Annotated in this window: 11 protein-coding genes; all 11 read left to right on the top strand. The window is 67.7% G+C overall.

Annotated elements, in window-relative coordinates; genetic code table 11:
* Positions 1-260: 260 nt before the first annotated feature.
* The 11 genes from mraZ to D3226_RS12570 all read left to right on the top strand — a co-directional run bounded on the left by mraZ (position 261) and on the right by D3226_RS12570 (position 13,365).
* Positions 261-692: a division/cell wall cluster transcriptional repressor MraZ gene (mraZ, locus tag D3226_RS12620; RefSeq protein ID WP_202382940.1), complete on the top strand. Its 432-nt coding sequence runs from the start codon at positions 261-263 to the stop codon at positions 690-692.
* 10 nt (positions 693-702) lie between these two features.
* Positions 703-1,671, top strand: coding sequence for a 16S rRNA (cytosine(1402)-N(4))-methyltransferase RsmH (rsmH, locus tag D3226_RS12615; protein WP_202382939.1), 969 nt, complete (start codon positions 703-705; stop codon positions 1,669-1,671).
* A complete protein-coding gene (gene ftsL, locus D3226_RS12610) occupies positions 1,668-2,273 on the top strand; it encodes a cell division protein FtsL (RefSeq protein WP_202382938.1) in 606 nt (201 codons plus the stop codon). The genes rsmH and ftsL overlap by 4 nt, the downstream gene beginning before the upstream one ends.
* 27 nt (positions 2,274-2,300) lie before the next feature.
* The gene (locus D3226_RS12605; protein WP_202382937.1) at positions 2,301-4,097 is read left to right on the top strand and encodes a peptidoglycan D,D-transpeptidase FtsI family protein; all 1,797 of its coding nucleotides are present in this window, start codon (positions 2,301-2,303) and stop codon (positions 4,095-4,097) included.
* A gap of 26 nt (positions 4,098-4,123) precedes the next feature.
* Entirely contained in the window at positions 4,124-5,680 is a 1,557-nt protein-coding gene (locus tag D3226_RS12600; protein ID WP_202382936.1) for a UDP-N-acetylmuramyl-tripeptide synthetase, read from the top strand.
* A complete protein-coding gene (locus D3226_RS12595) occupies positions 5,677-7,086 on the top strand; it encodes a UDP-N-acetylmuramoyl-tripeptide--D-alanyl-D-alanine ligase (protein ID WP_202382935.1) in 1,410 nt (469 codons plus the stop codon). Before D3226_RS12600 ends, D3226_RS12595 begins: the two co-directional genes overlap by 4 nt.
* Entirely contained in the window at positions 7,083-8,168 is a 1,086-nt protein-coding gene (gene mraY, locus D3226_RS12590) for a phospho-N-acetylmuramoyl-pentapeptide-transferase (protein WP_202382934.1), read from the top strand. The genes D3226_RS12595 and mraY overlap by 4 nt, the downstream gene beginning before the upstream one ends.
* A gap of 27 nt (positions 8,169-8,195) precedes the next feature.
* On the top strand, positions 8,196-9,680 hold the full coding sequence (gene murD, locus D3226_RS12585) for a UDP-N-acetylmuramoyl-L-alanine--D-glutamate ligase (RefSeq protein WP_202382933.1): 1,485 nt from the start codon (positions 8,196-8,198) through the stop codon (positions 9,678-9,680).
* The gene (locus D3226_RS12580; RefSeq protein WP_337248990.1) at positions 9,677-10,918 is read left to right on the top strand and encodes an FtsW/RodA/SpoVE family cell cycle protein; all 1,242 of its coding nucleotides are present in this window, start codon (positions 9,677-9,679) and stop codon (positions 10,916-10,918) included. Before murD ends, D3226_RS12580 begins: the two co-directional genes overlap by 4 nt.
* Positions 10,915-12,000: a UDP-N-acetylglucosamine--N-acetylmuramyl-(pentapeptide) pyrophosphoryl-undecaprenol N-acetylglucosamine transferase gene (locus D3226_RS12575; protein ID WP_202382932.1), complete on the top strand. Its 1,086-nt coding sequence runs from the start codon at positions 10,915-10,917 to the stop codon at positions 11,998-12,000. The genes D3226_RS12580 and D3226_RS12575 overlap by 4 nt, the downstream gene beginning before the upstream one ends.
* A 120-nt stretch (positions 12,001-12,120) precedes the next feature.
* Positions 12,121-13,365 carry an MFS transporter gene (locus tag D3226_RS12570; RefSeq protein WP_202382931.1) on the top strand — a complete coding sequence of 415 codons (1,245 nt, stop codon included), beginning with the start codon at positions 12,121-12,123 and terminating at the stop codon, positions 13,363-13,365.
* Positions 13,366-13,422: the final 57 nt, after the last annotated feature.

Genomic DNA, 13,422 nt, shown 5'->3' with positions numbered 1-13,422 from the left:
GCTCGAAGGAGTGCCGCTACGAAACTGACTCCACTTTCCTCCACGGAGACCTCGCGGAGGGCGATTCTTGCTGCAAACTCACAAGAAAGACCTTCCCAACGCGCCGAGCGCCCGCGTCTGCCGTTCGAAGTTCACGCGCAACAGGCCCGGAATCTTGCGGGTCTTGCGCCTCGCTGGAAGAAAGTGGAGGGGAAACCCCCTGGGGTGGAGGAAAGTGGAGTAGTCTGGTGCCCAAGTCGATCCGGCGGAGGGAGGAACCCATGTTCTTGGGAACCTTCACGCCCAAGCTCGACGACAAAGGGCGGCTCATCCTTCCCGCAAAGTTCCGTGACGAGCTCTCCGACGGACTCGTTATTACGCGTGGGCAGGAGCACTGCCTGTACGTCTTCAGCGAGCAGGAGTTCACCGCAATGCACGAGCGCATCAGCCAAGCGCCGATGACCTCGAAGCACGCTCGCGACTACCTGCGTGTGTTCCTCTCGGGCGCACACCCGGAGACGCCGGACAAGCAGCATCGCGTGACGATCCCGCCTGGCCTGCGTGACTACGCGGGGCTCGATCGCGATCTCGCCGTGATCGGCGCCGGGTCTCGAGCTGAGATTTGGGACGCCACTGCGTGGGAGACCTACCTGCGTGAACAAGAAGCAGCATTTTCCGAAACTGACGGGGAGGTGATCCCGGGCATGTTCTAGCCCGGACATCATGACGATTGATACCCGCGACCCCAGTGAGCTGCACGTCCCCGTGCTGCTTGATCGCTGCCTGGAACTCCTCGCCCCCGCGGCGAGCCGTGAGGGCGCCGTGCTCGTTGATGCGACGCTCGGCATGGGCGGCCACAGTGAGGCACTGCTGTCCGCTCACCCTGGCCTCACACTGATTGGCCTGGACCGCGACACGGAAGCGCTCGCGCTTGCCGGGAAACGGCTGGAACGCTTCGGCGACCGCGCAATTCGTGTGCACGCCGTCTACGACGAGATCGCGGAGGCGGTGCGCGGCGCCGGTTTTGAGCGCATCGACGGCGTGCTCTTCGATCTCGGTGTCTCCTCACTGCAGCTTGATGAGGCGGATCGCGGCTTCGCATACGCGCAGGACGCCCCGCTCGACATGCGCATGGACCAGAGCCGGGGCGAAACCGCCGCCGAGGTGCTGCAGACCGCACCGGAGGGCCGGCTCCGCGCGATCTTCGAACGCTACGGCGAGGAACCGCTCGCCGGGCGCTACGCTCGCGCGATTGTCGCGGCGCGAGCCGAGGCGCCCATCGAACGAAGTGGACAACTGGTCGACGTGCTTCAGCAGGCTACGCCGGCCGCGGTGCGGGATCAGCGCCACCCCGCGAAGCGGGTGTTCCAGGCGCTCCGCATCGAGGTAAACGGTGAACTCTCCGTTCTTGAGCGCGCGATTCCCGCGGCGCTCGATCTGCTGAACCTGGGTGGCCGCGCCGTCATCATGTCCTACCAATCGCTTGAGGATCGCCTCGTGAAGCGCGAGCTCACGAAGCGGAGCCGCTCGACCGCTCCCGCTGGGCTGCCGGTTGAGCTCCCCGAGCACCGTCCCGAGTTCCGTCTGCTCACCCGCGGCGCCGAGCTCGCTGACGACGCTGAACGCGCCCGCAACCCGCGAGCGATCCCCGTGCGGCTCCGCGCCGCCGAACGAGCGAGGGACGTGCGATGAACAACACGGTGCCGATCGAGTTCGACCGCGATCTGGAGCACAGCTTCGAACTCGCGCCACAGAGCACCCCGGCCGCGCCGAGCGAGCGCCACCTGCGCCTTGCCCCTGCGGCCCCGCAGCAGCGCAAGCGCGCCGGGCTGAGCCCGCTCGTTGGCTCGCTCGTTGCCGTCGGCGTGATCCTCGTGATCCTCGCGACGCAGCTCGGGCTCAGCATCGCGATCTCGCAGGGCGCCTACGAGACGCGTGCGCTCGAGCTCGAGCAGCGCGACCTCGCCCGCGTGGAGCGGGTGCTCTCGCAGAACGTTGACAAGCTCTCCTCGCCCCAGAACCTCGCGGAGAACGCGGCCGCGCTCGGCATGGTGCAGAACTCACGCCCGGCGACCCTGCGCATGAGTGACGGAGCGGTGCTTGGCGCGCTCGAGTCGGAGACCTCTGAGGCGCGGGGGAACCTGGTGCCCAACGCCACCCTCGAGACGATGCCGGTGGTCGACGCAGCGGGGCTTCTCGTTCCTCGTGACGGCGCAGGCGCCTCCGCCCAGGCGGGTCCGAGCGAGCCGGCGGTACGGTGGCAGGGCAAGCTGCCCGCACCCGAGACCCACTAACCCGGCAGCTCGTACGGGAGGATCGGAATGCGGAGTCTGCGCGGCGGAGCCACACGGCGCCTGATCGCGCTCATCATCGTCGTGATCACGGCCGCGGTGTTCCTGATCCGGCTCGTGGACGTCCAGGTGATCTCGGCGCCGCAGCTGAACGAAGATGCGAAGGATAAGCGCGCGGTGCCGATTACGGTGCCGAGCATTCGCGGCGACATCGTCGATCGCAACGGCGAGGTGCTCGCCACCACCGATGAGCGGTACGACGTACAGCTGTCGCCCAAGAACACGATCGTCAAGGGCGGCCGATTCTGGCGCGCCGACCCCGAGCGCGGCGGAATCGCGACGGTCGAGGTCACGGCGAAGCAAGCGTTCGGCGAGATCGGCGAGATTACGGGACAGAGCGCCGCTGAGATCCAGAAGATCGTTGACGATGCGCTCGAGATCAACAAGAAGTCTGACTTTGCATACGTGAAGCGCGGCGTCGACCTCGAGCAGCTGAATGCGCTCAAGGCGCTGCAGATTCCGTGGCTGACGTTCGAAAGCCACCACACCCGCACATACCCGAACGGCGCGGTGGCCGGCAACATCGTTGGTTTCGCGGGCTTTGAGGACGTGCCTCAGGCGGGCATCGAGCTCGCAGAGGACACGTGCCTCACCGGTGTCGCGGGGTCGGAGATCTACGAGCGCGGAGCAGACGGCGTGCCGCTGCCCGGCAGCGTCGTCGTGACGCGGAAGGCGGAGAACGGCGGCACGGTGAAGCTCAGCCTCGACCGCGACCTGCAATGGGAGGCACAGCAGACCATCAACGCGCAGGTCCAGGAGGTCGGCGCGGAGTACGGCTATCTCGTCATCATGAACGTGAAGACGGGTGAGCTTGTTGCGGTCGCTGAGGACGGTTCCGTCGACCCCAACGATGTTGACGCCTCCGACCCGTTGAAGCGCGAAGCGCGCTCGTTTGTCTCGCCGTACGAGCCCGGCTCCACGTTCAAGCCCCTCACCGCCGCGACGCTCATCGAGGAAGGCGCCGCGACGCCGCTCACCCAAAACCTCACCCCCGACTACATCGAGCCCGTTCCTGACGCCCGCTTCGGCGACTCGTTCAACCACGAGCCGATGCCCTGGACGCTCACCGGCATCCTCACCCAGTCCTCCAACGTGGGTATTGCCACGCTCGGCAGCGCGGTCAGCCCGGAGAAGCGGTACGAGTACCTGCAGAAGTTTGGGGTGGGCGCCTCGACCGAGGCGGGCATGCCGCTTGAAGACAGTGGCCAGCTGCCGGCAGTCGAGGATTGGGATCCCCAGACGTCTTACAACACGATGTTCGGCCAGGGGCTCTCGACAACCATCGTGCAGACCGCGGGGATCTACCAGACGTTCGCGAACGGCGGCGTGCGAATCCCGCCCGCCCTTGTTGAGAGCTGCACGAAACCCGACGGCACCAGCACGAAGCCGGATCACGGAGAAGAGGTCCGCGCCATTTCAGAGAGCACCGCGGACGACGTGATGGCGATGCTCGAAACCGTCGTGACCGAGGGCTGGTACAAAGACCTGATCAAGATTCCCGGCTACCGCATCGCTGGAAAGACGGGCACCGCGGAGCAGTCTGACAACCAGGGCGGCTACCGCGAGGACTACGTTCACTCCTTCGCCGGGATCTTCCCCGCCGACGATCCGCAGTACGTCGCGGTAGCATCGATTGCGTTCCCGTCGGCGGGGGACGGCGGCGTCGCGGCGATCACCAGTTTCCGTGAAGCCGCTGAAGCGACAATCCGTACCTTCCATATCCCGCCCTCCACCGGGGAGTTCACACCGCTCCCCACGGAGTACTAGACCACGCCCGCAGGAGGCACACCCACGTGAGTACCGGAGATGCGCTGAGCATTCGCCCGCAGACCCCCACCCCGTTTTCGCTCGCTGAGCTCGCGACCCGCTTCGGGCTCGACGCACGCGGGTCGCTCGAGGGCGTGGTGGTGACGGGCGTGTCGCTCGATTCGCGCGACGTGCGCGCCGGCGATCTGTATATCGGGATGCCGGGGGCAAAGCGACACGGAGCAGACTTTGCCGCACAGGCGCTGGCGCTCGGCGCTCACGCGATGCTCACCGACGCTGCTGGCGCGGAGCGCGCGGGCGAGGCCGGGATCGCCCTGCCGATCCTCATCTCGGAGGCGCACCCGCGCGAGCTGCTCGGCGCGGTCTCCGCCGCGGTGTACCGCACCGACGACTTCGCGCCGAAGATGCTCGGGGTCACCGGGACGAACGGCAAGACCAGCGTCGTGTACATCCTCGCTGAGCTGATGCAGGCCGCCGGACTCACTCCCGGGCTGAGCTCGACGGCGGAACGCCGGGTCGGCGACGAGGTGATCCCAGCAAACCTCACGAGCCCCGAGGCCTCCGAACTGCACGGTCTGCTCGCCCGCATGCGCGAGCGCGACGTTGATGCCGTGGCGATCGAGGTGTCCGCGCAGGCGGTGGTGCGTCACCGGCTCGACGGCGTGCACTTCGACGTGGTCGCGTTCAACAACTTCTCGCAGGATCACCTGGACGAGTTCGGTGACCTGGAGTCCTACTTCGCCGCGAAGCTTGCGCTCTTCACCCCGGAGCGCGCGGCGCGCGGGGTTGTGGTTGTCGATTCCGCGTACGGGCAGCGAATCGCGCGTGAGTCGCAGATTCCAGTGACCCGCCTGGCCACCGAGTACGGGCAGCAGGCCGACTGGCACCTCGCGATCACCGCGCAGACACTCGACGGTGTGTCGTTCGTGCTGCAGGGACCCGAGGGCGCCCACTTCCGCGGCAGCGTGCCCGTGTTTGGCCGCTTCATGGCGGAGAACGCCGCCCTCGCGCTCATCATGCTGCACGAGGCAGGGGTGCCACTCGAACAGGTCGCGGCTGGACTTGAGCGGGGCAGGATCCCGGTCTACATCCCCGGGCGTCTCGAGGAGATGACCGAGCCGGGCTCGCGCGGCCCCCGCTTCTTCGTGGACTACGGCCACACGCCGGGATCGTTCGAGGCGATGCTCGAGGCACTCGGCGAAGTCGCCCCGGGAAAAATCATCTTCATGTTTGGCGCTGACGGCGACCGTGACACGACGAAGCGCGAGGAGATGGGCCGGATCGCCGCTGCGGGCGCCGACACGGTGATCATTTGCGACTACCACCCGCGATCGGAGCCGCCCGAGGCGATCCGTGCGCAGTTGCTCGCCGGCGCACGCTCGGCGAACCACGCAGAGGTGATCGAGGAGGGCGATCCGCGGAAGGCCGTGCGGCTCGCCATTTCGCTCGCCGAAGCGGGGGACGTTATCCTGTATGCCGGTCCCGGACACGAGGATCACCAGGAAATCGCCGGGCAGTTTCTTCCCTACTCGGCGCGGGATGAAGTACGCGGGGCGCTCCGCGAGGCAGGATTGCTCCAGTGATTGAACTGACGCTCGCTGAGATTGCGGCCGCCACCGGCGGACGCCTGGTGCCCGGCACTTCCGGTGCCGGACCCGAGACACCCGTGCGCGGGGAGTCGCAGACCGATTCTCGCGAGGTGGCCCCCGGGCAGATCTTCTTCGCCCGGCGCGGCGAAGAGACCGACGGCCACCGTTTTGTCCCGCAGGCAATTGCCGCGGGCGCGGCGCTCGTGGTCGGTGAGCGCGAGATCGATGGTCGGGTGCCGCAGATCATTGTGGCCGACACGACTGATGCGCTCGGCGCGCTCGCCACCGAAGTGGTACGCCGTGTGCGCGCCGCTGGCGAACTCACCATCGTCGGCATCACCGGCTCCAACGGCAAAACCACCACGAAGAACCTCGTCGCCGCGATGGCAGAGCGCGTGGGCACCTTCGTGGCTTCGGAAAAGTCATTCAACAACGAGGTGGGCGGACCGCTCACCATGCTGCGCGTCGAAGACGACACCCGAACGCTCGTTGCTGAGATGGGCGCGAGCGCCGAGGGTGAAATTGCTCGCCTCACCGGCATGGCGCCCCCGCACATCGGTGTCGTGCTCACCGTAGGGCTCGCGCACGCTGGCGAGTTCGGCGGCATCGACACCACCTTCCGTACGAAGAGCGAGATGGTGCGCGACCTGCCCGAGACGGCGGTTGCCGTGCTCAACCGTGACGACGCGTACGTGTCACGCATGGGCGAGCTCACCCAGGCGCGGGTGCGCTGGTTTGGGCGCCACCCGGAGGCCGACGTTCGCGCAAGCGACGTCGACTCTGACGCGAGCGGCACCCGCTTCACAATCCATGCCGACGGCGAATCGCACCCGGTGGTGTTCCGTGTCCTCGGTGAGCACCACGTCACGAACGCACTGGCCGCCGCGACGGTGGGCCTCGAGCTCGGCCTCTCGCTCGCTGACGTGGTCGCCGCGCTCGAGGGCGCGACTCGCGCTGCCCGCTGGCGGATGGAGGTGATGGGCGGCCGCGACGGCGTGACCATCATCAACGATGCATACAACGCGAGCCCCGACTCGATGAGCGCGGGCCTGCGCACGCTCGCCCAGATCGCAAAGCCCGAGGGGCGCACGGTTGCCGTGCTCGGCGCGATGAGCGAGCTCGGTGAGTACTCGATCGAGGAGCATATTCGCATCGGGCTGCAGGCGGTTCGCCTGCGCATCTCCGAACTCGTCGTGGTCGGAACCGAGGCGCGCAACCTGCACATCAGCGCGATCAACGAGGGATCCTGGGACGGCGAGAGCGTCTTCTTTGAGGATCAGGACTCCGCGTTCGACTATCTGGCGCGCACGCTGCAGCCCAACGACACTGTTCTTGTGAAATCATCGAACGCCGCGGGGCTCCGCTTCCTCGGCGATCGCCTGGGGGAGGCCTTCGCATGATCGCTCTGTTGATCGCCGGCGGCTTCTCGCTGCTGTATTCGCTCTTGCTGACGCCGGTGTTCGTGCGTATCTTCAACCGCCTGAAGTGGGGGCAGCCCATCCGCGTGGACGGGCCGAAGGAGCACGAGGTGAAGCGTGGTACGCCCACCATGGGCGGCATCATTTTCATTTCCGGCTCCGTGATCGCCTACTTCTTGGGCAAGCTCATCATGGGGGAGACGCCCACGCCTTCGGCGCTGCTCGTCATCCTCATGGCGGTGGGTGCGGGTCTCGTCGGCTTCATCGATGACTTTATGAAGACCCGCCAGCAGCAGTCGGCGGGACTGGGTGGTTGGGCGAAGATCGCCGGTCAGGTGATTATCGCGGTGTCGTTCGCGCTGCTCGGCCTGCAGTTCGCGAATGAGGCCGGGCTGACCCCCGTGTCGACCCACATTTCGCTCTTCCGCGATCTGCCCTTCGACTTCATGTCGCTCGGGGTGGTGCTCGGCGTGATCCTCGTCATCGTGTGGGTGATGCTCATCGTCACCGCGACCACGAACGCTGTGAACGTGACCGACGGACTTGACGGCCTCGCCGCGGGCTCCGCGATCTTCGCGTTCGGCGCGTACTTGATCATCGGCTTCTGGCAGTCCTCGCAGAACTGCGCGACCACCGCGTTCGAAGCGGGATGCTACGAGACCCGGGATCCGATGGACCTCGCGGTGATCGCGGCGGCGTTCCTCGGCGGTGTCGCCGGCTTCCTCTGGTGGAACACCAACCCCGCCCAGATCTTCATGGGCGACACGGGCTCGATGGGCATCGGCGGCGCTATCGCCGCGCTCGCGATCCTCAGCCGGACCGAGCTGCTGCTCGTGCTCATCGGCGGTCTCTTCATCATCGAGACCGGTTCCGTGATTGTGCAGCGCCTCTACTTCAAGGTGACGAAGGGCAAGCGCATCTTCCTGATGAGCCCCATCCATCACCACTTCGAGCTCAAGGGCTGGGCCGAAGTGACCGTCGTGGTGCGGTTCTGGATCATCGCCGGGCTCTTCGTTGTGGCGGGCGTTGGCGCCTTCTACGGCGAGTGGCTGCTGCAACAGTAGTTGTTGGATCTGAGGACAGGACGAGAGATGACCGTGGAGAACACGCACGCGGAAACGGTGGCGGCGCGCGTCGCGGCGCTCACCAGCTGGCATGCCGACTGGTCGCGCCTGCGCGTGGCCGTGCTCGGTCTTGGCGTGACGGGCTTTTCGGTTGCCGACACGCTCGTTGAGCTGGGGGCACGGGTTCGGGTGGTCTACGGCGCCCCCGATCCCGATCGAGAGCGCCTCCTCGACGTGATCGGCTCGGAGCGCTTCGCCGCAAGCGATGACGCCGCGCAGCTGGCCGACCTGGTCGCGTTCGATCCCGAGCTCGTCGTGGTGTCACCCGGTTATCGCCCCGATCACCCGCTCACCACATGGGCGGCTGAGAACGGTGTGACCGTGTGGGGTGACATCGAACTCGGGTGGCGACTGCGCGATAAGACCGACCGTATCGCCGACTGGATCTGCATCACCGGCACGAACGGTAAGACGACCACCACCCAGCTCACGGCGCACATGCTCGCCGCGGGTGGCCTGCGCGTCACTCCTGCAGGGAACATCGGCACGCCCATTCTTGACGCGCTGCGCGATCCGCAAGGGTACGACGCCCTCGTGGTGGAGCTCTCAAGCTTCCAACTCGAGCGGCTCGGCCAGATCTCCCCGTACGCGAGTGCGTGCCTGAACTTCGCCGACGATCACCTCGATTGGCACGGCAGTGCCGAGGCGTACTGGGCCGCGAAGGCCAAGGTGTACGACGGCACGCAGGTGGCCTGCGTGTACAACCGCGCAGACGCAGCGACCGAGCGCATGGTGGAGGAGGCAGACGTGGTTGAGGGCGCCCGCGCCATCAGCTTCGGGCTCGACACCCCGCCGCCGAGCGGCTTCGGCATCGTCGAGGGCATCCTCATCGACCGGGGTTTTCACGCCGAGCGTCGCGGGGAAGCCTTCGAACTGGTCACGGTGGACGAACTGAATGAGCGCGATCTCGCGGCACCGCACATGGTGCAGAATGTGCTCGCAGCGGCGGCCCTCGCGCGCTCGCGCGGCGTGGAACCCGCCGAGATCGCACGCGCGATCCTGAGCTTCCAGCCCGATCCGCACCGCACCCAGCGCCTCGGCGAGCACGCTGGCGCGCACTGGATCGATGATTCCAAGGCGACGAACGCGCACGCGGCCGATGCGTCGCTCCGCGCACTCACCGATGTCGTCTGGATCGTCGGGGGTCTCCTCAAGGGCGTCGACATCGAACAGCTGGTCGCGACCCACGCGCACCGCCTCCGCGGCGCCGTGGTGATCGGAGTTGACCGGGCGCCCGTGCTCGCGGCGCTCCGTGCGCACCTGGGCGAGCGACCCATTGCCGAGATCGATGCGAGCGACGCAGTGATGGCCGCGGCGGTTGCCGCCGCGGTGAGCATTGCTCAGCCGGGCGACACCGTGCTGCTGTCACCCGCTGCCGCATCGATGGATCAGTTCGAGAGCTACTCGGATCGCGGGCGGCAGTTCCAAGCCGCCGTGACCGAGCTGGGGTGACCCGAGTGAGCGCGGGGCAGGCGGAGAGCGGGGGGCGTGGCTCGGGCTTTGCCCGGATCAACCTCGGTTCCGTGCTGCGCACCGGCACCGACCGCACCGTGATTGCGCTCTACACAATCACGTTCCTGCTCGTGGGCTTCGGGCTCATCATGGTGCTCTCGTCGTCTTCGATCACCTCGTACCTCAACGACCAGGGCTTCTTCGGTGGTTTCTGGAAGCAGGCCACCTTCGCCCTCATCGGCCTCCCGATGATGCTGCTTGCCGCGGCGATGCCCATCGACTTCTGGAAGAAGTGGGCGTGGTGGCTGCTGGGTCTTGGGCTGTTCCTTCAGCTGCTCGTCTTCACCCCGCTCGGTATCGAGGTGTACGGCAATAGGAACTGGATCCAGATCGGCAGTTTTGGCGCGCAGCCCTCGGAAGCGCTCAAGCTCGCGCTCGTCGTGTGGGTCGGCACCGTGCTGCTGCGCAAGGAGCCACTACTCGGGGACATGAAGCACGAGCTCATCCCCGTGGTGATCCCCGGAGCGTTGCTCGCGCTCGGCGTGGTGCTGCTCGGCAAGGACCTCGGCACGGTGCTCATCATGGCGGGCATGGTGTTCGGCGCGATGTACTTCGGTGGGGTGAGTTGGAAGAGCCTCGCGGTGACGGCCGCGGGCGGACTCCTCGCCGTGGTCTTCTTCGTCGTTACGAGTCAGAACCGGCTCGACCGACTCTTCGGTCACGCGGCGGGCAATGCCGACTACTCGGGTCTCGGCTGGCAGCCACTGCACGGGCGCTGGGCGCTCGCCGGCGGCGGTCTCTTCGGGGTGGGGCTTGGCAGCTCAAAGGCCAAGTGGTCGTGGCTACCGGCGGCCGACAACGACTACATCTTCGCGATCATCGGTGAGGAGCTCGGTCTCATCGGCGCGCTCCTCGTGATCGCGATGTTCGTGGCGCTCACGATCGTGATGCTGCGGGTCATCTCGCGAGCGCGGGATCGCTTCGGCAAGGCCGTGGTCGGCGGTATCCTCGTGTGGATCGTGGGCCAGGCACTCGTGAATATCGGCGTCGTGCTGGAGGTGCTGCCGGTGCTCGGTGTACCGCTTCCGCTCATCAGCTCCGGCGGTACGGCGCTCATCGCCTGTCTCGCCGCCATGGGCGTTGTCATCTCGATTGCGCGTGACGGCGCGCTCTATCAGGCCGAACTGGCCGCGGCCGGCGTCTCCCGGCCTAAGGAAAGGATTCGGAACACCCGATGACTCGCTACCTGCTCGCTGGAGGCGGCACCGCCGGCCACGTCAACCCGCTGCTCGCGCTCGCTGATCTGATTCGCAGTACCGAACCCGGGGCGGAGATCGTGGTGCTGGGCACGAAGGAGGGGCTCGAGGCTCGACTCGTTCCCGAGCGCGGCTACGAGCTCGTCACGATTGCGCGCCTGCCCTTCCCGCGGCGCCCCAACCTCGCGGCCCTGCAGTTCCCCGCACGTTTTGCGCGCGCGGTGCGCGAGGTGCGCGAGCTGATTCGTACACGCCGTATCGATGTGGTGGTGGGCTTTGGTGGCTACGCCGCAGCACCCGCGTATCGCGCTGGCGCGAAGGAGGGGGTGCCCGTGGTCATTCACGAGGCAAACGCCCGACCCGGAATGGCGAACAAGATGGGCGCGCGACGCACGCCGTACGTTGGCGTAACATTTGCCGGCACCCCGATCCCGAACGCTCGTGTCACGGGCATGCCGCTGCGCCCCGAGATCACCGGGCTCGATCGCGTCGCGCTTCGCGCTTCGGCGCGCGAACACTTCGGGCTCGATCCCAATCGACGCACGCTCCTCGTGACCGGCGGATCGCTCGGTGCCCGCGCCATCAATCGCGGCATCTCGGGGTCCGCTGCGGAGATCGTTGCGGCCGGCATCCAGGTGCTCCATGTGTGGGGCGGGCTCACGGAGGTTGAAGACCCCGGAGTGCCCGGGTACCACGTCATCACGTACTGCGACCGGATGGACCTCGCGTTTGCCGCGTGCGATCTGGTCGTCTCGCGCGCTGGCTCGACCACCGTGAGCGAGATCGCGGGGCTCGGGATCCCTGCCGTGTTCGTCCCCTACGCGGTGGGCAATGGCGAGCAGCGATTCAACGCCGCGGGCGTGGTCGAGGCGGGCGGTGCGCAGCTCGTCGAGGACGGCGAGCTCACCCCCTCCTGGGTGACGGGCACGCTGCTGCCGCTCCTCACCGACGACGAGCGGCTCACCGCGATGGCCGAGCGCTCGCGGAGCGCTGGCACGCTCGACGGCACCGAGCGGCTGCTCGAGTTCGTGCACGAGGCGGTCTCTGCCGAGCGCACGCGATAGGCTCCTCGGTATGCGCGCGATGCTCCTCCTTCGGGGCCGCGGCGGGGTCTGAGCCGACCGGCTCCCCGTCCGCGGCGGCTCCGTCGTGCCGGTCTCCGCTCACATCCTTGGAGTTTCCGCATGCACGTTCCCGTTCGCCTCTGGGTGATGCTCGCCGTCATGGTGCTGGCTCAGGCAGCCACCACTATCGTCGCGGCGGCGCCCGCCTTCTTGATTCCGCACCTGCACGCCGGGGGGCTGAGCCTCGCTGAAGCCGGGCTCCTCGCCGGCGCGCCGAACCTGGGGCTCGTCGCAGCGCTCGTGCTGTGGGGCGCCGCCACCGACCGCTTCGGTGAGCGCCGCGTGCTCATTGTTGGCCTCGCCGCGACCACGCTCATGGTCGCGTTGGCCATGGCCGCAGCGATCCCGATCGGTGGAGCGGAGCAGCCCAGTGCGAGTGATGGGGGTTTCGGCGCGCTCGTGCCGCTCGCCATTGCGCTGGTTGCCTGCGGTGCCGCTTCGGCGTGCACGAACAGTGCGAGCGGCCGGCTGATCACGGGCTGGTTCCCCGCAGAGCGACGCGGCCTCGCGATGGGAATCCGCCAAACCTGCCAGCCGCTCGGCATGGCGATCGCGGCGCTTGGGGTGCCGCCGCTTGCTGCAGGGTTCGGCATTCCCGCGGCGCTCGCGCTCGGCGGCGTGCTCGTCCTGGTGAGCCTTGCCGCAGTGATTGCGGTGGTCCACGATCCCGAGCGCGCGCAGCGCCCGGCGAGCTCGGCGGCGGAAGCGCCCCTGCGGCCGGTGAATCCCTATCGTGGCGGCGCGACGCTCGTGCGCATTCACGCAGCCTCCGTGCTCTTGGTCGTTCCCCAGTTCGCGCTCTCCACCTTTGGTCTCGTCTGGTTTACGGTCGGTTTCGGCTGGAGTGCGCTCGCGGCGGGCGCATTGGTTGCTGGGGCACAGTTCGCTGGTGCCGCGGGGCGCATCCTCGTTGGTGTGTGGAGCGATCGTGCGGGATCGCGGCTGCGTCCCCTGCGCATTGTCGCGGTCGCCGGGATCGTCACGCTTCTCGCCGCAGCGGCCTGCGGCTGGCTGGAGTGGGGCGTGCCGGCCGCGGTCGCCTATGTGATCGCGTGCTGCGTCAGCGTGGCAGACAACGGGCTCGCGTTCACCGCGGTGGCTGAGATTGCGGGTCCCTCGTGGGCAGGGCGCGCGCTTGGAATTCAGAACACGGGCCAGTTCCTTGCCGCGGCCGCCGTTGGCCCGGTGGTGGGCGGGGCGATCGGGCTCTTCGGCATCCCGGCGACGCTCGCGCTCATTGCGCTTACTCCTGCGCTCGCGGTGCCGCTTGTGCCACCGCCCGCAGCGGAGCGCACCCCGGCCTAGTTCCCGACGGAGCGCGGCGCGGGGCGGGGGAGCCCGCGCCGCGCCGCGCATCACCGG

This window comes from Leucobacter chromiireducens subsp. chromiireducens (genome assembly GCF_016758255.1).
GTDB classification, from domain to species: Bacteria; Actinomycetota; Actinomycetes; order Actinomycetales; family Microbacteriaceae; genus Leucobacter; species Leucobacter chromiireducens.
Note: the sequence above shows the minus strand (reverse complement) of the source record. Positions and strands in the feature narration are given on the sequence as shown.